We start from the raw sequence: 23956 nt of genomic DNA on the forward strand, positions 1-23956 counted from the left end.
GCCGGAGCATGGAGGACATGCTGTGGTCCGACCCCGAGAACGAGCCGCCCAAGGAACTGCGGGACACCCAGGACATGCTGCGGCGGCTGGGCGTTCTCGTGGCGCTGGCCATGGTGCTCGCGATGCTCGTGATCGGCGTGAGGTGAGGCATCCGGCCCACGCCGATACGCTGACCGCATGACAGATCAGCTCCGCCGCCGGCTCGTGCTCGCCTCCCAGTCCCCCGCCCGGCTCGGGCTGCTCCGCCAGGCCGGACTCGACCCCGAGGTGGTCGTCAGCGGTGTCGACGAGGACGCCGTCACCGCGCCCACCCCGGCCGAACTGGCACTCGCCCTCGCCGAGGCGAAGGCCTCCGTCGTCGCCGCGAAGCCCGAGGTCAAGGGCGCACTGGTGATCGGCTGCGACTCGGTGCTCGAACTGGACGGCCGGGCCCTCGGCAAGCCGAGCGACGCCGAGGAGGCCACCGCTCGCTGGAAGGCGATGCGGGGCCGTGCGGGCATCCTGCAGACCGGCCACTGCGTCTACGACACCCTCGCCGAGGGCAGTCGGTACGCCTCCGCCACCGCGTCCACCGTGGTCCGTTTCGGCGAACCCACGGACGAGGAGATCGCCGCCTACGTCGCGTCCGGCGAACCGCTCCGGGTCGCGGGGGCGTTCACCCTGGACGGCCGCTCGGCCCCGTTCATCGAGGGCATCGACGGCGACCACGGGAACGTCATCGGCATCAGCCTGCCGCTGGTGCGGCGCCTGCTGGCCGAGCTGGGCGTCGGCATCACGGAGCTGTGGGCGCCGCCGGAGGCGTGACCGGGGCCCCGTCGGCACCGCGGGGCGCGGGACCGGCGGGCACGGGAGCGGCAGATACGGGGGCGACGGGCGCGTCCGGGTGGTCGTGCGTCATCAGCAGCAGGACGACGAGGCCCAGCACCACCACCATGTACAGGAAGGCGTGCGGGCCGACCAGGCCCCACCCGAGCGCGCCGAGCAGCGCGTGCACCACGGCGGCGCTGATCAGCAGCGCCCTGCCCGGTCCGGCGGGGGCGCGGTCGCGCAGGGCGACCAGCAGCGCGACGAGGCCGCACAGCGCGAAGTGGAGCCCGAGGACGATGCCGCCGGCCTTCGAGGACACCGACATCAGGTGCGAGTCGAGGCCGGCCAGCGACATGTGCTGCCGGTCGACGACCACCCCGAGGAACCAGTTCACCGCCCCGACGCCGAGCGCCTCGACGCAGAGCACGAGCGCCACGATCCACGCCACCGGTCTGCGGACCACCGGCCCCCACCCACTTTCGCGCACGACTGTGGTTACCCCGAGTACGTTCGAGGCAGCGCGAACGCTACTGGCAAGTAAAGCCGGGGACAAGGGTCCCGCGAAGGGCAGAGAACCATTGGGCCATTCGTAGGGACTCGACAAAAAAACGTAGTGGGCCGCAGCACGCTCTCACAGAGACCTTGAGCACATGAGAAGGCTAGGGTTTCCCGAAGGAGTCTTGCGTACCAAGGTGCGACATGGGATTTCGCGGGTCGAGCGAGCACCGGATCACACTCCGTGTGGGCAAGCTCACCCATGGGGACAGGTCGTAGTGCCGTGTCGGCAGTCCCTAAACTCGGCTTGTTTCAAGGAGGGAGCCTCAATCGTGCGCAAGGTGCTCATCGCCAACCGTGGCGAAATCGCTGTCCGTGTGGCCCGGGCCTGCCGGGACGCCGGCCTCACCAGCGTCGCCGTCTACGCCGACCCGGACCGGGACGCTCTGCACGTCCGCGCCGCGGACGAGGCCTTCGCCCTGGGCGGTGACACCCCGGCCACCAGCTACCTGGACAGCGACAAGGTCCTCAAGGCCGCCGCCGAGTCCGGCGCGGACGCCATCCACCCCGGCTACGGCTTCCTCTCCGAGAACGCCGACTTCGCCCAGGCCGTCCTGGACGCCGGCCTGACCTGGATCGGCCCGCCCCCGGCCGCCATCCGCAACCTGGGCGACAAGGTCGCCGCCCGGCACATCGCCCAACGCGCCGGCGCCCCCCTGGTGGCCGGCACCCCCGACCCGGTCACCGGGGCCGAGGAGGTCCTCGCCTTCGCGAAGCAGCACGGCCTGCCCATCGCCATCAAGGCCGCCTTCGGCGGCGGCGGCCGCGGCCTGAAGGTCGCCCGCACCCTGGAGGAGATCCCCGAGCTCTACGACTCCGCGGTCCGCGAGGCCACCGCCGCCTTCGGCCGCGGCGAATGCTTCGTCGAGCGCTACCTGGACCAACCCCGGCACGTGGAGACCCAGTGCCTGGCCGACACCCACGGCAACGTGGTGGTCGTCTCCACCCGCGACTGCTCGCTGCAGCGCCGCCACCAAAAACTCGTCGAGGAGGCCCCCGCCCCCTTCCTCTCCGACACCCAGGTGGCCGAGCTGTACGCCTCCTCCAAGGCCATCCTCAAGGAGGCCGGCTACGTCGGCGCCGGCACCGTGGAATTCCTGGTCGGCGCCGACGGCACCATCTCCTTCCTGGAGGTCAACACCCGCCTGCAGGTCGAACACCCGGTCACCGAGGAGGTCGCCGGCCTCGACCTGGTCCGCGAGATGTTCCGCATCGCCGACGGCCAGCCGCTGGGCTACGACGACCCGCCGCTGCGCGGCCACTCCTTCGAGTTCCGCATCAACGGCGAGGACCCGGGCCGCAACTTCCTGCCCGCCCCCGGCACGGTGACCGCCTTCGCCCCGCCCACCGGACCCGGCGTGCGCCTGGACGCCGGGGTGGAGTCCGGCAGCGTGATCGGCCCGGCCTGGGACTCGCTGCTGGCCAAACTGATCGTCACCGGCCGCACCCGCGCCGAGGCCCTGCAGCGCGCCGCCCGCGCCCTGGACGAGTTCACCGTCGAGGGCATGGCCACCGCCATCCCCTTCCACCGCGCGGTGGTGGCCGACCCGGCCTTCGCCCCCGAGCTGCACGGCCAGGACGGCCCGTTCAGCGTGCACACCCGCTGGATCGAGACCGAGTTCGTCAACGACATCAAGCCGTTCACGGCCGGCACCGACGCCGAGGCCGACGAGGAGGACGCGGGCCGCGAGACCGTGGTGGTCGAGGTCGGCGGCAAGCGCCTGGAGGTCTCGCTGCCCGCCTCGCTGGGCATGTCGCTGGCCCGCACCGGGCTGGCGGCCGGCGCCCGGCCCAAGCGGCGGGCGGCCAGGAAGTCCGGCCCGGCCGCCTCCGGCGACACCCTGGCCTCCCCGATGCAGGGCACCATCGTCAAGATCGCCGTCGAGGAGGGCCAGCAGGTCCAGGAGGGCGACCTGGTGGTGGTGCTGGAGGCGATGAAGATGGAACAGCCGCTGAACGCGCACCGCTCGGGCACCGTCAAGGCGCTGAGCGCCGAGGTCGGCGCGTCCGTCACCTCCGGCGCGGTCATCTGCGAGATCAAGGACTGATCCGCACCACACCGGACCCGCGCCTGTACCCCCGGGCGCCCGGCGGAGCCGCACAGGCCCCGCCGGGCGCCCGGCGTCATCACCGCCTGCGCAGGTCCGCGACGCGCGCCCGCTCCGCGCTCTGGGCCTGTTCGGCCGCTCCCAGGGCCACGGCCGAGCGCAGCCCCGGACCCTGTCGACGCGGCCCCGGCAGCGGCATGTCCCGGCGCTGCTGCTGACGTGCCGGGGCCGTGTCACCCCCCGGGCCCGCGGCACCTCCCGGCGCCCCGGCCACGGCGATCTGCACGCCCCGGTCGGCGAGCGCCTGCAACTCGGTGCCGGCCCGGTCGTCGTGCGCGGGCGGCTCGTCCGTCACCAGGCGGGTGATGACGTCCGTGGGCACGGTCTGGAACATGGTGTCCATGCCGAGCTTGCCGTGGTCGGCGAGGACCACCACCTCCGCGGCGGCCTGCACCAGCGCCCGGTCGACGGAGGCCGACAGCATGTTGGACGTGGACAGCCCCCGCTCGGCGGTCAGCCCGCTCCCGGAGAGGAACGCCCTGGACACCCGCAGTCCCTGGAGGGACTGCTCGGCCCCGCTGCCGACGAGGGCGTAGTTCGAACCGCGGAGCGTACCGCCGGTCATCACGACCTCCACCCGGTTGGCGTGCGCCAACGCCTGGGCCACGAGCAGGGAGTTGGTGACGACGGTCAGACCGGGCACCCGGGCCAGCCGGCGGGCCAGCTCCTGCGTGGTGGTGCCCGCACCGACCACGATGGCCTCGCCCTCCTCCACGAGACCGGCGGCGAGGTCGGCGATGGCGGTCTTCTCGGCGGTCGCGAGATGCGACTTCTGCGGGAAACCGGACTCCCGGGTGAACCCGCCCGGGAGTACCGCACCGCCGTGCCGGCGGTCGAGGAGTCCTTCTGCCTCCAGCGCGCGCACGTCCCGCCGTACGGTCACTTCGGAGGTCTGGACGACGCGGGCGAGCTCACGGAGCGACACGGCCCCGTTCGCTCGCACCATTTCGAGGATCAATTGGCGACGTTCTGCAGCGAACACGAAACTGACAGTAACGCCAGCGACCGTCGGCTTTCAGCACTTTGCGCTGAATAGCAGAAGTTGTTCGTACACCCGACCGCCGAGTGGTATAAGCCCTAGTCGTCCCGCATATGCCGAACACCTATCCGGCAACTCCCCGTGACCCACCGGGAGTTGGTTTAAGCCGTCAGGACTCTCCCGTCACCTTGCGCGTGTGCAGCTGCCGTGCCACCTCGGCGATCGACCCCGACAACGAGGGGTACACGGTGAAGGCGTTCGCGATCTGCTCGACCGTCAGGTTGTTGTCGACCGCGAGCGAGATGGGGTGGATGAGCTCCGAGGCGCGCGGCGCCACGACGACGCCGCCCACCACGATCTCGGTGCCCGGCCGGCAGAAGATCTTGACGAAGCCGTCGCGGATGCCCTGCATCTTCGCGCGGGGGTTGCGCAGCAGCGGCAGCTTCACGACCCGCGCGTCGATCTTCCCGGAGTCGACCTCGGCCTGGCTGTAGCCGACGGTGGCGATCTCGGGGTCGGTGAAGACGTTCGACGAGACGGTCTTCAGGTTCAGCGGAGCCACCGCGTCGCCCAGGAAGTGGTACATGGCGATCCGCCCCTGCATCGCCGCCACCGACGCCAGCGCGAAGACGCCGGTGACGTCGCCGGCCGCGTACACGCCCGGAGCGGTGGTCCGGGACACCCTGTCGGTCCAGATGTGCCCCGACTCGCGCAGCTTGACCCCGGCCTCCTCGAGCCCCATGCCCGCGGAGTTCGGGATGGCGCCGACGGCCATCAGGCAGTGCGACCCGGTGATGACCCGCCCGTCGGCGAGGGTCACCTCCACCCGGTCCCCGACCCGCTTGGCGGACTGCGCGCGCGAACGCGCCATGACGTTCATGCCGCGCCGGCGGAAGACGTCCTCCAGCACCGCGGCGGCGTCCGGGTCCTCACCCGGCAGCACCCGGTCGCGCGAGGACACGAGCGTCACCTTCGACCCCAGCGCCTGGTAGGCACCGGCGAACTCGGCACCGGTCACACCGGAACCGACCACGATGAGCTCCTCGGGGAGCTCGTTCAGGTCGTACACCTGCGTCCAGTTGAGGATGCGCTCGCCGTCGGGCCGCGCGTCGGGCAGCTCGCGGGGGTGACCGCCGGTGGCGATGAGCACCGCGTCGGCGGTCAGCGTCTCCTCGGATCCGTCGGCGGCCCGGACCACGACCTTGCGCGACCCGTCCAGGGCCTGCATGCCCTCGAGCCGCCCCCGCCCGCGCAGCACCCGCGCACCGGCCCGTGTCACGGACGCGGCGATGTCGTGCGACTGGGCCAGGGCCAGCCGCTTCACCCGGCGGTTCACCTTCCCCAGGTCCACGCCCACCACCCGGGCGGCCTGCTCCACGTGCGGGGTGTCGTCGGCCACGATGATGCCGAGTTCCTCGTAGGAGGAGTCGAAGGTGGTCATCACCTCGGCCGTGGCGATCAGGGTCTTCGAGGGCACGCAGTCGGTGAGCACCGACGCCCCGCCCAGACCGTCGGAGTCGACGACGGTCACCTCCGCGCCGAGCTGCGCGGCGACCAGCGCCGCTTCGTATCCGCCGGGTCCGCCACCGATGATCACGATCCGAGTCACGTGCTCCATTGTCCCGCACACTCCACCGTGCGACCGTCCGGGGGCCGTCCCCGTGGCTCCTCCGTTACCGGAGAGGCCCGCGGTACGGCTGCCGTACGCTCTCCCCCATGTCGCTCTACGCCGCGTACGCCGGCAACCTCGACGCGCGGCTGATGTCCCGCCGCGCCCCGCATTCGCCGCTGCGCGCCACCGGCTGGCTGAACGGGTGGCGGCTGACCTTCGGGGGCGAGAACCTCGGCGTGCACTGGCCGAGCGGGCCCACCGGCCCCGCCGAGCCCACCGACCCGGCCGCGGGAGGCGGCGCGCTCGCGACGATCGTCGAGGACCACTTCGCCCAGGTCTTCGTCGCGCTGTACGACATCGCCCCCATGGACGAGGAGTCCCTGGACCACTGGGAGGGCACGGGCCTGGACATCCACCGGCGCACCCGCGTCCGCGTCCACACCCTGGACGGCGAGGAACCCGCCTGGACCTACGTCCTGAACGCCTACGAGGGCGGCCTCCCCTCGGCCCGCTACCTCGGCGAGATCGCCGACGCGGCGGAATCCGCGGGCGCCCCGCACGACTACGTGATGGAACTGCGCAAACGCCCCTGCTGAACCCGCGCCCGAACCGGGCCGCCGAAACCCGCCCGCCCTGGAGTCTGTCCGGCCTGGAGCCTGTCCGGCCTGACGCCTGCCCGGCGGATCGGACCCGAGCCGGCAGGGCCTCGTCGGAACCGATCCGGCAAGGTCTGCTCGGAAACGACAAGACAACGATCGCAAGCCCGTGAGCTTTGACATCTACGCGCGTAGGCGAAGACCGGCTACCCTCATCCGCGTGAACGCTTCTCTTCTTCCGGACGACATCCAGGGCGACCCCCACGCCGCAGCCGACGCCGCAGCCGCGCGCCTGCGCGAGCTCACGGGCGCCGAGACCCACGACGTCGCCCTCGTGATGGGCTCCGGCTGGGCGCCGGCCGTGGACGCCCTCGGCTCGCCCGACGCCGAATTCCAGGTCACCGAGCTGCCCGGCTTCCCGCCGCCGGCGGTCGAGGGGCACGGCGGCAAGATCCGCTCGTACCGCCTCGGCGCCAAGCAGGTCCTGGTCTTCCTGGGCCGCACCCACTACTACGAGGGCCGCGGTGTGGCCTCCGTCGCCCACGGCGTGCGCACCGCCGTCGCCGCCGGCGCCAAGACGATCGTCCTGACCAACGGCTGCGGCGGCCTGCGTGAGGGCATGCGCCCCGGCCAGCCGGTCCTGATCAGTGACCACATCAACCTCACGGCCACCTCCCCCATCATCGGCGCCAACTTCGTCGACCTCACCGACCTCTACTCCCCCCGGCTGCGCGCCCTCTGCAAGGAGATCGACGCCACCCTGGAGGAGGGCGTCTACGCCCAGTTCCCCGGCCCGCACTACGAGACCCCGGCGGAGATCCGCATGGCACGGGTGATCGGGGCGGACCTGGTGGGCATGTCGACGGTGCTGGAGGCCATCGCCGCGCGGGAGGCGGGCGCGGAGGTGCTCGGCATCTCCCTGGTCACCAACCTCGCCGCCGGTATGACCGGTGAACCGCTCAACCACGAGGAGGTCCTCCAGGCGGGCCGGGACTCCGCCTCCCGCATGGGCACCCTCCTGACCCAGGTACTGGGCCGCCTGTAACCGCCCGCGGCCCCCGGCGGCGGGGGCGGGACGGGACGACTCAACCGACCACTCGAGAGGCTGACCGACACGTGCACGACGACCTGACCGCTCGGGCCCGCACCTGGCTCGCCGAGGACCCCGACCCCGAGACCCGTGCGGAGCTCGCGGCACTCCTCGAAAGGAGCACCGGGAGCACCACGGACGGCGCCGACGCCGAACTGGCCGCCCGCTTCAGCGGCACCCTCCAGTTCGGCACCGCCGGTCTCCGCGGCGAACTGGGCGCCGGCCCGATGCGCATGAACCGCGCCGTCGTCATCCGCGCCGCCGCCGGCCTCGCCGCGTACCTCAGGAAGCAGGGGATCCCCCACGGGGACGACACGGCCGGCCTCGTCGTGATCGGCTACGACGCCCGGCACAAGTCGGCGGACTTCGCCCGGGACACCGCCGCCGTGATGACCGGCGCCGGTCTCCGGGCGGCCGTCCTCCCCCGCCCCCTCCCCACCCCGGTGCTCGCCTTCGCCATCCGGCACCTCGGCGCGGTCGCCGGGGTCGAGGTCACCGCCAGCCACAACCCGCCCCGCGACAACGGCTACAAGGTGTACCTCGGCGACGGGTCCCAGATCGTCCCCCCGGCCGACGCGGAGATCGCCGCCGAGATCGCCGCCGTCGGGTCCCTGGACGACGTGCCCCGCCCCACCACCGGCTGGCAGACCCTCGACGACTCCGTCCTGGACGCCTACCTCGCCCGTACGGACGCGGTCCTGGCTGAGGGCTCCCCCCGCAGCGCCCGCACGGTCTACACCGCGATGCACGGCGTCGGCAAGGACGTCCTGCTCGCCGCGTTCGCCCGGGCCGGCTTCCCGGAGCCGGTCCTGGTCGCCGAGCAGGCCGAGCCCGACCCCGGCTTCCCCACCGTCGCGTTCCCCAATCCGGAGGAGCCCGGCGCGATGGACCTGGCCTTCGCGAAGGCCCGCGAGGTCGAACCCGACCTGGTCATCGCCAACGACCCGGACGCCGACCGCTGCGCCGCGGCCGTCAAGGACCCCGGCGGGGAGGGCACCGGCGGCGGGGACTGGCGCATGCTGCGCGGTGACGAGGTCGGCGCCCTGCTCGCCGCCCACCTGGTCCGGCGCGGCGCGACCGGCACATTCGCCGAGTCGATCGTCTCCTCGACCCTCCTCGCCCGTATCGCCGAGCAGGCGGGGCTGCCGCACGAGGAGACCCTGACCGGCTTCAAGTGGATCGCCCGGGTGGAGGGCCTGCGCTACGGCTACGAGGAGGCGCTGGGCTACTGCGTCGACCCGGAGGGCGTGCGCGACAAGGACGGCATCACGGCCGCGCTGCTCCTGGCCGAGCTGGCCTCCGAGCTGAAGGCGGAGGGCCGCACCCTCCTGGACCTCCTCGACGACCTCGCCGTGACCCACGGCCTGCACGCGACCGACCAGCTGTCGGCCCGCGTCGAGGACCTGTCGCTCATCGCGGACGCCATGCGCCGCCTGCGCGAGAACCCCCCGACCGCCCTGGCCGGCCTGCCCGTCACCCGGGCCGAGGACCTGACCCGCGGCACGGACACCCTCCCGCCCACCGACGGCCTGCGCTACACCCTCCAGGGTGCCCGCGTCATCGTCCGTCCGAGCGGTACGGAGCCGAAACTGAAGTGCTACCTGGAGGTCGTCGTCCCGGTCACCGACCGGGCCGGCCTGCCCGCGGCCCGCGCCAGGGCGACCGCCCTGCTGACCGCGCTCAAGCAGGACCTGAAGACGGCGGCCGGTATCTGAGCGACCGGAAACCGGCCGGAACCGGCTGGAACCGAACGACGGGAGGGGGTCCACAGTTCTGCGGACCCCCTCCCGTCGTTCCCGTCGTTCTGCCGGGCTCAGGTGACGGCCAGCAGGACCGTCAGCAGGATCACCCCGGCGAGCGTCGGGGCCAGGATCTCGTAGGACCAGCGCACGCTCACCTCGCCCTGCGCGCTTTCCGCGGTCTGCCGGTTCTCGTGCAGCTCGCGCAGTTCGTCCATCGCGCGGTCGCTCGGCGCCCGCTCCGGTGCCTCCGTCCCGCCCGGCGCGGACCCGGCGCCCCCGCGCCGGGACACGCCGCCCGCCCCCGGGGCCTGCCCCGCGGTGCGGACGTCGACGCCCTGCGCCCGCTCGCCCGTGGCCCGCATCTTCCGCCGCGCGGCCCGCTTACGGGCCCGCAGGGACACGGGCAGGGCCCACAGCTGGTACTTGGTGCCGGCGTCGGAGACGACCTCGTTGGTGTAACCGGCGCGCAGCGTGGCGACCCGGCCCCAGGGCAGCACGATCGTGCGGAAGGGGTTGCGGACGCGCAGCCGGTCGTCGCCGGCGTACACGGCGGGCAGCAGGGTGTAGGCGACCACCGGGGGCACGATCGCCAGCAGCGTGGCGAGCGCCAGCCACGGGGCCCGGCCCTCGCCGGTGGCCACGGCGTCGACGCAGAGCCAGCCGACGATCGCCAGCAGCAGCACGCCACCGGCGATGCCCGAGGTCGACCGGTACACCCGGTCCTTGACCTCGGGGCCCTCGGACTCGTGCCCGCCCTCGGGCTCCGGGCCGGACGGCTGCTGCGCTGGGGTGTTCATGCCCCCGATTCTGCCCGACGGGTCCGCACGCACCGGCGGGTGGTGGGCGGACCGGAAACGGGTGGGAGGGCTGTACAGCCGCTACGCGCGTAGATATGCTCGGCTGGTGACCATGTCCTCCACTGCACCACACGCTCTCAGTGACGTCACCGCGTCCGACGGCACGCTGCGCCGCTTCCTGCACGGGCTGCCCGGTGTCGACGCGGTCGGCCTGGAGGCGCGCGCCGCCTCGCTCGGCACCCGCTCGATCAAGACCACCGCGAAGGCGTACGCCATCGACCTCGCCATCTCGATGGTCGACCTGACGACGCTGGAAGGCGCGGACACCCCGGGCAAGGTCCGGGCGCTCGGCGCGAAGGCGGTCCGCCCCGACCCGACCGACCGCACCGCCCCGGCCACGGCCGCGGTCTGCGTCTACCCCGACATGGTGGCCACGGCGAAGGAGGCCGTCGCCGGCTCCACCGTCAAGGTGGCCTCCGTCGCGACCGCCTTCCCGGCCGGCCGCGCCCCGCTCTCGGTCAAACTGGCCGACGTCCGGGAGGCCGTCGCCGCCGGTGCGGACGAGATCGACATGGTCATCGACCGCGGGGCGTTCCTGGCGGGGAACTACCTGAAGGTCCACGACGAGATCACCGCCGTGAAGGAGGCCTGCGGGACGAGCGCCCGCCTCAAGGTCATCTTCGAGACGGGCGAGCTGTCGACGTACGACAACATCCGCCGGGCGAGCTGGCTCGGCATGCTGGCCGGCGCGGACTTCATCAAGACCTCGACCGGCAAGGTGGCGGTGAACGCCACGCCCGCGAACACCCTCCTGATGCTGGAGGCGGTCCGCGACTTCCGCGCGCAGACCGGGGTCCGGATCGGGGTGAAGCCGGCCGGCGGCATCCGCACCAGCAAGGACGCGATCAAGTTCCTCGTCCTGGTCAACGAGACCGCCGGCGAGGACTGGCTGGACAACCACTGGTTCCGCTTCGGCGCCTCCTCCCTGCTGAACGACCTGCTGATGCAGCGCCAGAAGCTGGCCACCGGCCGCTACTCCGGCCCCGACTACGTGACGGTGGACTGATCACCATGGCACCTGTTTTCGACTACGCGCCGGCGCCCGAGTCCCGCTCGGTCGTCGACATCGCCTCCTCGTACGGCCTGTTCATCGACGGCGAGTTCACCGAGGCGGCCGACGGCAAGGTCTTCAAGACCGTCTCCCCCTCCACCGAGGAGGTCCTCTCCGAGGTCGCCGAAGCCGGTGAGGCAGACGTCGACCGCGCCGTGAAGGCCGCCCGCAAGGCCTTCGAGAAGTGGTCGGCGCTCCCGGGCTCCGAGCGCGCGAAGTACCTCTTCCGCATCGCCCGGATCATCCAGGAACGCAGCCGCGAACTCGCCGTCCTCGAAACCCTCGACAACGGCAAGCCGATCAGGGAGACCCGCGACGCGGACATCCCCCTGGTCGCCGCGTACTTCTTCTACTACGCGGGCTGGGCGGACAAGCTCGACCACGCAGGCTACGGCGCCGACCCGCGCCCTCTGGGCGTCGCGGGCCAGGTCATCCCCTGGAACTTCCCCCTCCTCATGCTGGCGTGGAAGATCGCCCCGGCGCTGGCGACCGGCAACACGGTCGTCCTGAAGCCCGCCGAGACGACCCCCCTCTCGGCGCTCTTCTTCGCGGACATCTGCCGCCAGGCGGGTCTCCCCAAGGGCGTCGTCAACATCCTCACCGGCGACGGCCGCGCCGGAGCCGCGCTGGTCGCCCACCCGGACGTCGACAAGGTCGCCTTCACGGGCTCCACCGCCGTCGGCAAGCAGATCGCGCGCACGGTCGCGGGCACCCGCAAGAAGCTCACCCTCGAACTGGGCGGCAAGGGCGCCAACATCGTCTTCGACGACGCCCCCATCGACCAGGCCGTAGAGGGCATCGTCAACGGCATCTTCTTCAACCAGGGCCAGGTCTGCTGCGCGGGCAGCCGCCTGCTCGTCCAGGAGTCCATCCACGACGAGCTGCTGGACTCCCTCAAGCGCAGGCTCACCACGCTGCGCCTCGGCGATCCGCTGGACAAGAACACCGACATCGGCGCGATCAACTCCGCGCAGCAGCTCGAACGCATCACCTCGCTCGTCGAGCAGGGCGAGGCGGAGGGCGCCGAGCGCTGGTCGGCGGCCTGCGAACTCCCGGAGAACGGCTACTGGTTCGCTCCGACGCTGTTCACCGGCGTCACCCAGGCGCACACGGTCGCCCGCGACGAGATCTTCGGCCCGGTGCTGTCGGTGCTCACCTTCCGCACCCCGGACGAGGCCGTCGCCAAGGCCAACAACACGCCGTACGGCCTGTCGGCGGGCATCTGGACGGAGAAGGGTTCCCGCATCCTGGCGGTGGCGAACAAGCTCCGCGCGGGTGTCGTCTGGTCCAACACGTTCAACAAGTTCGACCCGACCTCGCCGTTCGGCGGTTACAAGGAGTCGGGCTTCGGCCGCGAGGGCGGCCGCCACGGCCTGGAGGCGTACCTCGATGTCTGACGCACGACTTTCCGTACTGAAGACCTACAAGCTGTACGTCGGCGGGAAGTTCCCGCGTTCGGAGAGCGGCCGGGTGTACGAGGTGACCGACTCCAAGGGCAACTGGCTGGCCAACGCCCCCCTCTCCTCCCGCAAGGACGCCCGTGACGCCGTGGTCGCCGCGCGCAAGGCGTTCGGCGGCTGGTCCGGCGCGACGGCGTACAACCGCGGCCAGATCCTCTACCGCGTCGCGGAGATGCTGGAGGGCCGCAGGGACCAGTACGTCCGCGAGGTGGCGGCCGCCGAGGGCCTGTCGAAGTCGAAGGCCGCCGAGCAGGTGGACGCGGCGGTCGACCGCTGGGTCTGGTACGCGGGCTGGACCGACAAGATCGCCCAGGTGGTCGGCGGCGGCAACCCGGTCGCGGGCCCGTACTTCAACCTGTCCTCCCCCGAGCCGACCGGTGTGGTCGCCGTCCTGGCGCCCCAGGAGTCGTCCTTCCTGGGCCTGGTCTCGGTGGTCGCCCCGGTGATCGCCACCGGCAACACGGCGGTCGTGATCGCGAGCGAGCGGTCCCCGCTGCCCGCCCTCTCCCTGGGCGAGGTCCTGGCCACCTCCGACCTCCCCGGCGGCGTGGTCAACATCCTCTCCGGCCGCACGGCGGAGATCGCCACCCCGCTCGCCGCCCACATGGACGTCAACGCGATCGACCTCGCGGGCGCGGACGAGGAGCTGGCGAAGGAGCTGGAGATCGCGGCGGCGGACAACCTCAAGCGCGTCCTGCGTCCACAGCCTGTGGACAACTGGTCTGCAACCCCGGGCACGGACCGCATGTCGGCCTTCCTGGAAACCAAGACCGTCTGGCACCCGACCGGCTCCCTCGGCGCCTCGGGCTCCGCCTACTGACGCCCGTCAGGTCCCCGTCCCCACCAGGACGGGGACCCGACGACCGACTGCCGGAAGGGAACGGACTCCCCTCCCCGGCAGCTCAGGGCGGTTAAATGCTCAGGTGACGAACTGGGCACAGATGTACGACTCCTACGGTGACGTCGATCGCGTCCCCGAACTCCTGGCGCGGGCCGAACGCGAGGACGACGCCGCGGCGTGGGACGAGTTGGGTTACCGGCTGAACCTCGAGTCCGACTTGGTGTTCCCCGCCAGTTTCGCCGCGCTGCCGCGTCTGGTGCGTCTGGCGTCGGAAAATGCCCGGGCGCGTGGGCTGGCGGGGGCGATCATCCGGTGCGGGGCAGGAGACCACGGCTGCGACGAGTTGCTGGCAGGCTGCGCCGAGGCGATCACGGAGTTCCGCGGGCTGCTCGATCGGCACCTGCGTTCACGGCCGGACGACTACCTCACGGCCTTCCGTGACTTGATCGCAGCCGAAGGGCACTACCACTGGAGTGCGGTCCTGGGCGACTTCTCGGACGACTTCTACGAGGTCGCGTGCCCTCACTGCGCTGTAGCGGTAACGATCGCCATCGGTGGGTACGGACGCTATTCAGCGATCCGGGACTGGAACCTGGGCGACGTGGACCGACGTGACCTGAAGCCGGCACTCTCGGAGATGATCTCCGGCACCGGTCGTCGGATGCACGAGATCGCCGTCCGTGACGGACAATCCAGGCTCGCCGACGGAATCGCCCATCTCTACGGCCGGGCCGAATGCCCCCGCTGTGCCAGCGTCTTCATCATCGCGGACGAGTACGAGTCCGCCCATCGCCCTCTCGTCTGAGCGGCGCAACCGAACTCGGGTCACGAACAGCAGGCCACAACTCACGTACGGAGCAGCCCGGACTCCGGCGACGTCGCCCGAGGGACGGCAATGTCACTCCCACCGCCCCGAGCGCGTGGCGCAGCTCCCCACACGCTCGTTCGGCGTCTTCCACCTCGTCCGTGGCCGCCGCCGTCAGAGAACCTCCCCTCTGCTGCGGGCGTTTGCCCTGGCGATCCGGGTCCGCAGCAGTGGCTCCGCACGTTCCCGGACATGCAACGGTCGCACGTCGGCGGGCAGCACCGCCCGCTCAGTGCCACCACCTTCGGGGCGCAGCCATACGAACCCGTCCTGGTGGCCCATGACGATCCCGCGCCTGTCCTGCCGTACGTCGTGGGCGAGTTCACCGAGCGGGAGCCGGGTCTCACCTGGTGCGACCTGCCGCCGCTCACTGTTCACACCTCAAGCGTCACGGTGAGCGACGGTCGCCGACCAGGGTGACGGTGTTCCCAACCGGGTTACGGAACAGCCGCCACCTGCACATACTCACCGTTCGCCCGCACACCGTCACCCAGCACGACTACCGCTGACGGACGGCCCGTTCTCCCGGAGATGCGGAACGAGTCGGCACACCCGACACGGCACCCGGCGAAGGAGCACCGACCGCAATGACCCAGCCCGCCCGGAACCTCGAACCCGTCGGCTCCACCCGCGACCTGTACGGCATCGAGTTGCGCCGCCAACACTGGCGCAAGTCCTCCTACAGCGACGGCCAGGTGGGGGGTGAATGCGCCGAAGTCCGCGACGACTTCCCCGGCGCGGTTCCCGTCCGCGACAGCAAGAACGCCACCAGCCCCGTCCTGATGCTGGACGGAGCGGCCTGGCAGCGTTCACCGATGGCATCAAGGACAGCTCCCTGCAAGGCGGACGAGAGGTCAGCCCCTCAGCGTGTCCGTCGCCTCCCCCGCCACCGGGATGCTGCCGACCGACGGTGCCTGGGTGACCGGGCCGGTGACCGATCGGGAGTCCACCGGCTGGAAGTCGGCGACCTGGGTGCCGACGCCGTTGTCGAGCGGGTCGACGCCCGTGCCGGCGAGCGGGTTGGGCTTGAGGTCCGCGACCGTGCCGACGACTTGGCCGGCGTCGTCGAGGACCGTCTCGGAGCCTGCGGCCGACGCCGTGGCCGCACCCAGGCCGAGCGCCGCACCCGCTGCCGCGAGGACTGCCAGCGCGCGTGGGGCGGTCGGCGTCTTGGGTGCCTTGTGTCGGGCCATCGCAGTGCCACCTATCGCCTTCGCTGGGTGATCAGTTCGCTGCGAAGCGTAGTTGATGTGTGATGCGTGCTTCAAAGCCGTACCGCGCGGCGTCCGCCGCCCGGCTGATGCATCAGACTGGTGTCCCGTGAGTTCCCAGTCGCCCATACCCGCGCGAGTCGTGCTGCTCTGCGGCCCCTCCGGCTCCGGCAAGTCCCTTCTCGCGGCCCGCGCCGGCCTTCCGGTGCTGCGGCTCGACGACTTCTACAAGGAGGCCGACGACCCGACTCTCCCGCTGGTCGCGGGGAGTTCCGACATCGACTGGGACCATCCGGACTCCTGGGACGCGGACGTCGCCGTCGCCGCGATCGAGCGGCTGTGCCGTGCGCGCCGTACGCCGGTTCCCGTCTACGACATCTCACTGAGCGCCCGTACGGGTGAGGTCACCGTCGACATCGGCGGGACTCCGCTGTTCATCGCCGAGGGCATCTTCGCCGCGGAGATCGTCACCCGCTGCCGTGAACGGGGACTGCTCGCCGACGCCCTGTGCCTGAGCCGGGGCCCGGTGAAGACGTTCCGGCGGCGGTTCCTGCGGGATCTGCGGGAGGGGCGCAAGTCGGTGCCGTTCCTCCTGCGGCGCGGCTGGCGGCTGATGCGGCAGGAACGGACGATCATCGCCCGCCAGACGGAGCTGGGCGCGTACGCCTGCGACCGGGACGAGGCGCTGAGCCGCCTGGCGGCGGCGGGGGCCGGCGGCGGGGCGAGCACACGCACCGAGGACTCCGGCGCGAGGTCGGCCGCGCAGTCGGCGTAGCCGGGGCGGTTCCGGCGCGTACGCACGAAAGCGGGACCGGAAAGGCCCCCCGGCCCTCCAGTCCCGCCCCTTCGTGCTCCCCCGTCGTCCCCCGTGCTTCCCCCCTGTGTCCCCCGGTCCCCTCGGAGATCCCCCGATCCCCTCGGTTCCCGGTTTCCCCCGTTCCCCCGTACCTTCAGGCGACCAGTTCGCCGAAGGCGTCCTCCCGGTCACGGCCGAAGCTGAGGACCTCGTCCTCGCGCAGCCGGCGGAGCGACCGCCAGATGCTCGACTTCACCGTGCCGACACTGATGCCGAGGATGTCCGCGATCTCCGGGTCCGTGCGGCCCTCGTAGTAGCGCAGGACCAGCATGGTGCGCTGGAGTTCGGGCAGCCTGGCCAGCGCCTGCCACAGCACCGCGCGCAGCTCGGTGCCGCGCATCGCGTCCGTGTCGCCGACCGTCTCCGGCAGCTCCTCGGTCGGGTACTCGTTCAGCTTGCGGCGGCGCCACGCGCTGATGTGCAGGTTGGTCATGGTGCGGCGGAGGTATCCGCCGACCGCGGCCTTGTCGCTGATCCGGTCCCACGCCCGGTAGGTCGAGAACAGCGCGCTCTGCAGCAGGTCCTCGGCCTCGAAGCGGTCGCCGGTCAGGTGGTAGGCGGTCGCGTACAGGGAGGCGCGTCGCTCCTGGACGTAGGTGGTGAACTCCACCTCCGACAGCGAACGGCGCTCCCCCTCTGCCTCCCCGTACCCGCTTCCCCCGTGCGTCTCCCCCGTGTTCGTTTCCCCCGTGGGCGCGTCGATCACCGCCCTGTAGGCGGTATGACGCCCGGCACCGCGAGCGCACCCCCGTTTGCCCAGGGCACCGGACTTCTCACCGGCTCGGTGCACGTCGTGCAGACGCGTGACAACTGCGCTGGAGCTGGTGCCGTGCAGCGTGTTCATCTCGCGCCCCCCGTCGTGGACTTCCGGTGTCTTCGTGTGCTGTTGTGCTGGTGACGAAAATCCTGCCCGGGCGACTTCATGGCCGTGTCCGCCGACTGTCACAGAGCTGTCACAGGGGCCGCCACGCCGGGCTCCGGTGGTCGACCACGGCGCCCTGACGGGTGTCGGCGCACGTGGCCGTCCCTGTGTGGGTCGCACGGGCTTCTGCCCCCACGGGTCGAACCGGGAGCCCTCCATGGGACAGAATGAGCCCGTGCCTTCCCTGTTGCTGATCGAGGACGACGACGCCATCCGCACGGCCCTGGAGCTCTCACTCACGCGCCAGGGCCACCGAGTGGCGACCGCTGCCAGCGGTGAGGACGGACTGAAGCTGCTGCGCGAGCAACGGCCCGACCTGATCGTGCTGGACGTGATGCTGCCCGGCATCGACGGATTCGAGGTGTGCCGGCGCATCCGGCGCACCGACCAGTTGCCGATCATCCTGCTGACCGCGCGCAACGACGACATCGACGTGGTGGTCGGCCTGGAGTCCGGTGCCGACGACTACGTGGTCAAACCCGTGCAGGGCAGGGTGCTGGACGCCCGGATCCGGGCGGTGCTGCGCCGCGGGGAGCGGGAGTCCAACGACGCGGCGACCTTCGGCAGCCTGGTCATCGACCGCTCGGCGATGACCGTGACGAAGAACGGCGAGGACCTCCAGCTGACCCCGACCGAGCTGCGGCTGCTGCTCGAACTGAGCCGGCGGCCCGGCCAGGCGCTGTCCCGGCAGCAGTTGCTGCGGCTGGTGTGGGAGCACGACTACCTGGGCGACTCGCGTCTGGTGGACGCCTGCGTCCAGCGGCTGCGCGCCAAGGTCGAGGACGTGCCGTCGTCCCCGACCCTGATCCGTACCGTGCGCGGTGTCGGCTACCGACTGGATCCCCCTCATTGAACCCTCCCCCGGCCACCGCAGAGGGGTTCCCGGCTCGAGCAGCTCGTCCGCTCGGCGAGCGGACGAGTCCGGCGCTCTCCGCACCGGCCGGGACGGGACCTGCCCGGTCACCCGTCAGGACACAGGGTGCGCGTGCCCGGCTCGCGCACCGCACACGGGTCACCCTGCCCGACCAGGTGGGCGGCCTTTCGCCTTCGGGGCGACAGCCTGTTCCTTGCCCTGCCCCGCAAGAGCCCGATTCCTTCCCTGGCTGCAGCCGGGAGCGTCCCCGGAGGTTTCCGTGACACAGGAGCGCCACGTGCCACAGGAGCACCAGAAGGGCTCCCGCGGCTGGTCCGCGGCACGCAAGGGGGTCTGGTCCCGGCTGCGCTTCACCAGTCTGCGGCTTCGGCTGGTGGTCGTGTTCGGGCTGGTCGCGCTCACCGCCGCGGTGTCCGCGTCGGGCATCGCGTACTGGCTCAACCGCGAGGCGGTGCTCACCCGCACCCAGGACGCGGTGCTGGGCGACTTCGAGCAGGAGATGCAGAACCGGGCGGGGGCGCTGCCGGAGCATCCGACGCAGGAGGAACTGCAGCACACCGCGGGCCAGATGGCCAACAGCAGTCAGCGGTTCTCGGTGCTGCTGATCGCCGAGAACCCGCAGGGCCGTACGGTGTACGGCAGTTCGGGCGGGCTGAGCGGCTTCTCGACCCAGGACGTGCCGGCCTCGCTGCGCAAAGCGGTGAACGAGCGGCAGAAGATCACCTCGACCAACAAGCACCCCTACCGCCTGTACTGGCAGCGGACCGTCCACGGCGGCACCCCCTATCTGGTGGCGGGCACCCGGACGATCGGCGGCGGGCCGACCGGCTACATGCTCAAGTCACTGGAGCCGGAGGCCAAGGACCTCAACTCACTGGCCTGGTCGCTGGGTATCGCCACCGGTCTCGCCCTGATCGGCTCCGCCCTGCTGGCGCAGGCCGCGGCGACGACCGTGCTGAAGCCGGTGCAGCGGCTCGGGATCGCCGCCCGGCGGCTCGGCGAGGGCAAACTGGACACCCGGCTGAGGGTGTCGGGGACGGACGAACTGGCCGATCTGTCCCGGACGTTCAACAAGGCGGCCGAGGCGCTGGAGAAACGGGTGGCCGACATGGCCGCGCGGGACGAGGCGTCCCGCAGGTTCGTGGCGGACATGAGTCACGAACTGCGCACTCCGCTGACCGCGATCACGGCGGTGACAGAAGTCCTCGAGGAGGAGCTGGAGTTCGAGGGCGGCGGCATCGACCCGATGATCGAGCCCGCCGTACGGCTCGTGGTCAGCGAGACGCAACGGCTCAACAACCTGGTCGAGAACCTGATGGAGGTGACCCGTTTCGACGCGGGCACCGCCCGCCTCGTGCTCGACGACGTCGACATCGCCGACCAGATCACCGCCTGCATCGACGCCCGTGCCTGGCTGGACGCGGTCGAGTGGGACGCGGAGCGCGGCATCCACGCCCGGATCGACCCGCGCCGACTGGACGTGATCCTGGCCAACCTCATAGGCAACGCCCTCAAGCACGGCGGCTCGCCGGTACGGGTGTCGGTGCGCGTGGACCGTGAGGACGGCGGCGACGGCGCGGTCCCCGTGAACGACGAGGCCGGTGAGGGCGGTTCGGACGGCGGGGAACGCAAGGACGGCGGGGAACGCAAGGACGGCGGGGAACGCAAGGACGGCGGGACCCGCGAGGGCGGCGCCGGGGAGGACCTCGGTACGGGCACCGAGGACGGAGGCACCCTGCCCGGAGGCTCGGTGGTCATCGAGGTACGGGACCAGGGGCCGGGCATCCCCGAGGACGTCCTGCCGCATGTCTTCGACCGCTTCTACAAGGCCAGTGCCTCCCGGCCGCGTTCCGAGGGCAGCGGTCTGGGCCTGTCCATCGCGCTGGAGAACGCCCACGCCCACGGGGGTGAGATCACCGCGGTCAACTCCCCCGAGGGCGGGGCGGTGTTCACGCTGCGGCTGCCGCGGGACGTCTCCGCCCTGACCGAGCGGGACGACGGTTCCGCCGAGAACACCGACAACGCAGAGGACGCCGAGGACGCCCGATGAACATACGCCGGACGGCTCCGCGCCCGACGAACACCAGCGGCATACGCGGTGCACGAGGTGCACGAGGTGCACGCGGCACACGGCGGCTTCCGGGGCTGCTGGCCGTCACCACGCTCGGTGTCCTGCTCGCCGGGTGCGGGATCCGGGCCACCGAGGTGCCGACCGACTTCGGTCCGGCACCCTCCCGGGTGCGCTGCTCGCAGGCCGAGACGGGCGGGGCGGCGCAGCCCGCGCGGGGCCTGCCGGTGCGGGTGTTCCTGCTCTGCGGCTCGTCGCTGACGGCCGTCGACCGGACCGTACGGGTGCCGGAGGGCTCGGCGGACTCCGGGCAGCGGCGCGCCCTGGTGGCGCAGGGCCTGCTGGACCAGCTCTCGGCGCCGCCGACGCCCGCCGAGAAGGAGGCCGGGTACACGACGAACGTACGGGGCGGGATGACCGTGAGCGGTCCGCGGTCCGGCGACCCGGAGGACACGCTGCGCCTGAGCTCCGCGCCGGGGAGCCTGACGTCCTACGCGCTGGCGCAGATCGTCTGCACCTTCTCCGACTCGGCGGCGGCCGAGGGCGACGGCTCGGTGGTGCTGGGCGACCGGGACGACGGACCGCCGCGCCGCTACCGGTGCACGGACGAGGTCCGGGCCCGCCCGGGCGGCACGGAACCCCCGTCCACGGCGGTCACCGGGGGATGACCCCGCAGGCGGGTGCCACGGGCCGCGGCCGGCGAGGCTGTGGCGCATGCCTCACCCGGCGAACGGGGCACTTGCCGGAACCGATCCCGCCGGGCACCGCGTCTAGGGTTTCGTGCAGCGTCAAGGCCCCGTCGGCGACACCGCCGCGTCCCGTGTCCGTGTGACAGGAGGTCTCCTCCTGGCCGCGTACCTCGTGTTCGTCGCCTGGTGCACGCTGCGCCCCCTGAACGTCCCCTGGGTGATGCCCACCAACCTGCGGCTCTTCGACGGCATCCGGGCCGACTTCGCGCTGGGCTGGGGGGCCGGGGCCCGCCGGGTCGGCGAGGGGCTCGCGCTGCTCGCTCCGCTGGGTGTGCTGCTGCCGATGGCGGGGGGCAGGCTGGCCGTCTCGCCACTGGGTTCGCTGGTCCGCACCATGGCCGCGGCGGCACTGCTGTCGCTGGGTATCGAGATGCTGCAGACCGCGGTGCCCGGCAGGGTCGTGGACGTCGACGCGCTGTTGCTGAACACGGTGGGCGCGGCGCTCGCGCATGTCGCCGTGGTACCGGCGGGCCGTGTCTGGCTGCGCCGCCGGGCCGTGCACCGGGCCGGCGCCGGAACGTTCCGGGAGGAGCCGGCTCAGGGTCGGACCCCGACGATTCCCAGGGTCGGGATCGCCCCATGGAGTGATGCTTTGCCCCCTTCGTCTCCGTAGTGTGAAGAGCGGTAGAACAACCGACGGAAGCCGACACGGCGCCGTGGGTCACCGCACCGCACACCACCGAGGAGTCCACGATGTCCCGCCTCGTCCGCCCCACCAGCAACCGTGTGATCGGCGGCGTGTGCGCCGCGCTGGCCCAGCGCTTCGGCACCTCCGCGACCACGATGCGCGTGATCTTCCTGGTCTCGTGCCTGCTCCCCGGGCCGCAGTTCCTGGTCTACATAGCGCTGTGGATCCTGTTCCCGTCGGAGGACAAGACGCGCACGGCCTGGTGAGCCCGTGCACCGCTCCGCGCGAACGCCGATGGGGCGCGCCCCAGGCTCGGGGCGCGCCCCATCGGCGGGGTCCGCGCGGGTGGGCCGGCGTGAGGGGGTCAGCCGAGCGGCGCCCCGTTGACGGAGACACCCTGCGTGGGCAGTCCCTTCGTCGGCAGCCCCCCGAGCAGACCGCCGACCTGCTCCTGGGGACCCTCGGCGGTCAGCTGCTCGGTGACCGGCCGCGCGGTCGTCATGCCCGTGCCGACCACGTCCCCTCCCGTCTGCAGGGCCCGGTCCGCGCCCGGCGCCATACCGGAGACGTTCTCCGCCGGAAGGCTCTGGGCGACGGTGTCCAGCGCGGCATCGGCGTTCGGGACGGCCGGGGCGGCCGGGGCTGCGCTTGCGGCACCCGCACCGACGGCGGCGAAGGCGGCCCCGAGAACGGCGACACCGAGGGTCTTGGCAGCAGACTGCTTCATGAAATGCGTCCTCGAAATGGAATGGGGGGAACGAGCGGTCCTCGACCGTAAACACCCGCCACCGCACGCCGCAAACCTCGAAATGCGGACGAACGGTGAAGGCCGCCTGCCCTCCCGGAATCCACGAACGCCCCGGTCAGTCCTCTTCGGTCACAGAACCGCTGGTGGCGGCGGTCTGCCGAAACAGCCATTCGGATTTCAGCTCGGCGTATCCGGGCTTGATGACGTCATTGATCATGGCCAGCCGTTCATCGAAAGGAATGAACGCCGACTTCATCGCATTGACGGAAAACCATTGCATGTCGTCGAGCGTGTAATCGAACGTCTCGACCAGGTGCTCGAATTCCCGGCTCATGCTGGTGTGCGACATCAGGCGGTTGTCGGTGTTCACCGTGACCCGGAAGTGCAGCCGGCGCAGCAGGCCGATGGGGTGCTCGGCGTACGAGGCCGCCGCCCCGGTCTGCAGGTTGGAGCTGGGGCACAGCTCCAGCGGGATGCGCTTGTCCCGGACGTAGGAGGCGAGCCGGCCGAGTTCGACCGAGCCGTCGTCGTGGACCTGGATGTCGTCGATGATGCGCACCCCGTGTCCGAGCCGGTCGGCGCCGCACCACTGGATGGCCTGCCAGATGGACGGCAGCCCGAAGGCCTCGCCGGCGTGGATGGTGAAGTGGTTGTTCTCCCGCTTGAGGTACTCGAAGGCGTCGAGGTGCCGGGTGGGCGGGTGACCGGCCTCGGCGCCCGCGATGTCGAAGCCGACGACACCCAGGTCCCGGTAGCGGTTGGCGAGTTCGGCGATCTCCAGGGACCGTGCGGCGTGCCGCATCGCGGTGAGCAGGGCGCCGACGCGGATGCGGTTTCCGTCCTCCCGCGCCCGCCGTTCCCCTTGCCGGAAGCCCTCGTTGACCGCCTCGACGACCTCTTCGAGGGTCAGCCCGCCTTCGAGGTGCTGCTCGGGGGCGTAGCGCACCTCGGCGTAGACGACACCGTCCGCGGCGAGGTCCTCGGCGCACTCGGCGGCGACCCGCACCAGGGCGTCACGGGTCTGCATGACCCCGACGGTGTGCGAGAAGGTCTCCAGGTACCGCTCCAGGGAACCGGAGTCGGCGGCCTCCCGGAACCAGAGGCCGAGCTTGTCGGGGTCGCTCTGGGGAAGCCCGGAGTAGCCGGCCTCGCGGGCCAGGTCGACGACCGTGCCGGGGCGCAGGCCGCCGTCGAGGTGATCGTGGAGCAGCACCTTGGGCGCCCGGCGGATCTGGTCCGGGGTCGGGGTGTTCGCAGTGGTCTGGCTCGTCATTGCCGCACTCTAGCGCCTACGCGCGTAGATCACCGGTGTGCGCATCCGTCGATACGTAACGGTG

At 71.7% G+C, this 23956-nt stretch carries 25 protein-coding genes and 1 pseudogene; 17 read left to right on the forward strand and 9 right to left on the reverse strand.

The window, feature by feature from the left end; genetic code table 11:
* Positions 1-17: 17 nt before the first annotated feature.
* Both mmpB and PYS65_RS13770 read left to right on the forward strand, forming a co-directional pair.
* Positions 18-146, forward strand: coding sequence for a morphogenic membrane protein MmpB (mmpB, locus tag PYS65_RS13765; protein ID WP_279334254.1), 129 nt, complete (start codon positions 18-20; stop codon positions 144-146).
* Between the two features lie 31 nt (positions 147-177).
* Positions 178-804, forward strand: coding sequence for a Maf family protein (locus PYS65_RS13770; protein WP_279334255.1), 627 nt, complete (start codon positions 178-180; stop codon positions 802-804).
* Here PYS65_RS13770 and PYS65_RS13775 read toward each other — a convergent pair.
* Positions 773-1270, reverse strand: coding sequence for a hypothetical protein (locus PYS65_RS13775; RefSeq protein WP_279334256.1), 498 nt, complete (start codon positions 1268-1270; stop codon positions 773-775). The two genes, PYS65_RS13770 and PYS65_RS13775, sit on opposite strands and share 32 nt — an antisense overlap.
* 364 nt (positions 1271-1634) lie before the next feature.
* Between PYS65_RS13775 and PYS65_RS13780 the strand changes: the two genes are divergently transcribed.
* On the forward strand, positions 1635-3410 hold the full coding sequence (locus tag PYS65_RS13780) for an acetyl/propionyl/methylcrotonyl-CoA carboxylase subunit alpha (RefSeq protein WP_279334257.1): 1776 nt from the start codon (positions 1635-1637) through the stop codon (positions 3408-3410).
* Positions 3411-3489: 79 nt separating this feature from the next.
* On the opposite strand, the gene PYS65_RS13785 is transcribed toward PYS65_RS13780, so the two are convergent.
* The gene (locus PYS65_RS13785) at positions 3490-4452 is read right to left on the reverse strand and encodes a DeoR/GlpR family DNA-binding transcription regulator (RefSeq protein ID WP_279334258.1); all 963 of its coding nucleotides are present in this window, start codon (positions 4450-4452) and stop codon (positions 3490-3492) included.
* 166 nt (positions 4453-4618) lie between these two features.
* Positions 4619-6067, reverse strand: coding sequence for an NAD(P)H-quinone dehydrogenase (locus PYS65_RS13790; protein WP_279334259.1), 1449 nt, complete (start codon positions 6065-6067; stop codon positions 4619-4621).
* A 98-nt stretch (positions 6068-6165) separates the two neighbouring features.
* Between PYS65_RS13790 and PYS65_RS13795 the strand changes: the two genes are divergently transcribed.
* From PYS65_RS13795 to PYS65_RS13805, 3 genes are all read left to right on the forward strand, one after another.
* Positions 6166-6657, forward strand: coding sequence for a gamma-glutamylcyclotransferase family protein (locus tag PYS65_RS13795; protein ID WP_279334260.1), 492 nt, complete (start codon positions 6166-6168; stop codon positions 6655-6657).
* Positions 6658-6877: 220 nt separating this feature from the next.
* Positions 6878-7702, forward strand: a complete 825-nt coding sequence (locus tag PYS65_RS13800; protein WP_279334261.1) for a purine-nucleoside phosphorylase — start codon at positions 6878-6880, stop codon at positions 7700-7702.
* A 71-nt stretch (positions 7703-7773) separates the two neighbouring features.
* Positions 7774-9462: a phospho-sugar mutase gene (locus PYS65_RS13805; RefSeq protein ID WP_279334262.1), complete on the forward strand. Its 1689-nt coding sequence runs from the start codon at positions 7774-7776 to the stop codon at positions 9460-9462.
* 98 nt (positions 9463-9560) lie between these two features.
* On the opposite strand, the gene PYS65_RS13810 is transcribed toward PYS65_RS13805, so the two are convergent.
* Entirely contained in the window at positions 9561-10286 is a 726-nt protein-coding gene (locus PYS65_RS13810) for a PH domain-containing protein (protein WP_279334263.1), read from the reverse strand.
* 112 nt (positions 10287-10398) lie between these two features.
* Between PYS65_RS13810 and deoC the strand changes: the two genes are divergently transcribed.
* From deoC to PYS65_RS13830, 4 genes are all read left to right on the forward strand, one after another.
* Positions 10399-11352, forward strand: coding sequence for a deoxyribose-phosphate aldolase (gene deoC / locus PYS65_RS13815; protein WP_279337943.1), 954 nt, complete (start codon positions 10399-10401; stop codon positions 11350-11352).
* Positions 11353-11357: 5 nt separating this feature from the next.
* On the forward strand, positions 11358-12794 hold the full coding sequence (locus tag PYS65_RS13820) for an aldehyde dehydrogenase family protein (protein WP_279334264.1): 1437 nt from the start codon (positions 11358-11360) through the stop codon (positions 12792-12794).
* On the forward strand, positions 12787-13677 hold the full coding sequence (locus tag PYS65_RS13825) for an aldehyde dehydrogenase family protein (protein WP_279334265.1): 891 nt from the start codon (positions 12787-12789) through the stop codon (positions 13675-13677). Before PYS65_RS13820 ends, PYS65_RS13825 begins: the two co-directional genes overlap by 8 nt.
* 103 nt (positions 13678-13780) lie before the next feature.
* A complete protein-coding gene (locus tag PYS65_RS13830) occupies positions 13781-14503 on the forward strand; it encodes a hypothetical protein (protein WP_279334266.1) in 723 nt (240 codons plus the stop codon).
* Positions 14504-14677: 174 nt separating this feature from the next.
* Here PYS65_RS13830 and PYS65_RS13835 read toward each other — a convergent pair whose 3' ends face one another.
* Positions 14678-14941, reverse strand: coding sequence for a hypothetical protein (locus PYS65_RS13835; protein ID WP_279334267.1), 264 nt, complete (start codon positions 14939-14941; stop codon positions 14678-14680).
* 209 nt (positions 14942-15150) lie between these two features.
* Between PYS65_RS13835 and PYS65_RS13840 the strand changes: the two are divergent.
* Positions 15151-15357 (forward strand): annotated as a pseudogene (locus PYS65_RS13840) (DUF397 domain-containing protein); the annotation flags it as partial.
* A gap of 60 nt (positions 15358-15417) precedes the next feature.
* Here PYS65_RS13840 and PYS65_RS13845 read toward each other — a convergent pair.
* Positions 15418-15756 (reverse strand): hypothetical protein, encoded by a 339-nt coding sequence (locus PYS65_RS13845; protein WP_279334268.1) that lies wholly within the window; start codon positions 15754-15756, stop codon positions 15418-15420.
* Between the two features lie 127 nt (positions 15757-15883).
* Here PYS65_RS13845 and PYS65_RS13850 point away from each other — a divergent pair, with 127 nt between their 5' ends.
* A complete protein-coding gene (locus PYS65_RS13850) occupies positions 15884-16549 on the forward strand; it encodes a uridine kinase family protein (RefSeq protein ID WP_279334269.1) in 666 nt (221 codons plus the stop codon).
* 175 nt (positions 16550-16724) lie between these two features.
* On the opposite strand, the gene PYS65_RS13855 is transcribed toward PYS65_RS13850, so the two are convergent.
* On the reverse strand, positions 16725-17474 hold the full coding sequence (locus PYS65_RS13855) for a SigE family RNA polymerase sigma factor (protein ID WP_279334270.1): 750 nt from the start codon (positions 17472-17474) through the stop codon (positions 16725-16727).
* A 253-nt stretch (positions 17475-17727) separates the two neighbouring features.
* Between PYS65_RS13855 and afsQ1 the strand changes: the two genes are divergently transcribed.
* From afsQ1 to PYS65_RS13880, 5 genes are all read left to right on the forward strand, one after another.
* On the forward strand, positions 17728-18405 hold the full coding sequence (afsQ1, locus tag PYS65_RS13860; protein ID WP_279334271.1) for a two-component system response regulator AfsQ1: 678 nt from the start codon (positions 17728-17730) through the stop codon (positions 18403-18405).
* A 298-nt stretch (positions 18406-18703) separates the two neighbouring features.
* A complete protein-coding gene (locus PYS65_RS13865) occupies positions 18704-20476 on the forward strand; it encodes an ATP-binding protein (RefSeq protein WP_279334272.1) in 1773 nt (590 codons plus the stop codon).
* A complete protein-coding gene (locus tag PYS65_RS13870) occupies positions 20473-21162 on the forward strand; it encodes a hypothetical protein (protein WP_279334273.1) in 690 nt (229 codons plus the stop codon). Before PYS65_RS13865 ends, PYS65_RS13870 begins: the two co-directional genes overlap by 4 nt.
* 112 nt (positions 21163-21274) lie before the next feature.
* Positions 21275-21856, forward strand: a complete 582-nt coding sequence (locus PYS65_RS13875) for a VanZ family protein (RefSeq protein ID WP_279334274.1) — start codon at positions 21275-21277, stop codon at positions 21854-21856.
* 80 nt (positions 21857-21936) lie between these two features.
* Positions 21937-22137, forward strand: coding sequence for a PspC domain-containing protein (locus tag PYS65_RS13880; RefSeq protein ID WP_279334275.1), 201 nt, complete (start codon positions 21937-21939; stop codon positions 22135-22137).
* Between the two features lie 98 nt (positions 22138-22235).
* Here PYS65_RS13880 and PYS65_RS13885 read toward each other — a convergent pair whose 3' ends face one another.
* Positions 22236-22598: an ATP-binding protein gene (locus tag PYS65_RS13885; protein WP_279334276.1), complete on the reverse strand. Its 363-nt coding sequence runs from the start codon at positions 22596-22598 to the stop codon at positions 22236-22238.
* Positions 22599-22734: 136 nt separating this feature from the next.
* Positions 22735-23892, reverse strand: coding sequence for an adenosine deaminase (locus PYS65_RS13890; RefSeq protein WP_279334277.1), 1158 nt, complete (start codon positions 23890-23892; stop codon positions 22735-22737).
* Between the last annotated feature and the right edge of the window lie 64 nt (positions 23893-23956).

The organism is Streptomyces cathayae, from assembly GCF_029760955.1.
GTDB classification, from domain to species: domain Bacteria; phylum Actinomycetota; class Actinomycetes; order Streptomycetales; family Streptomycetaceae; genus Streptomyces; species Streptomyces cathayae.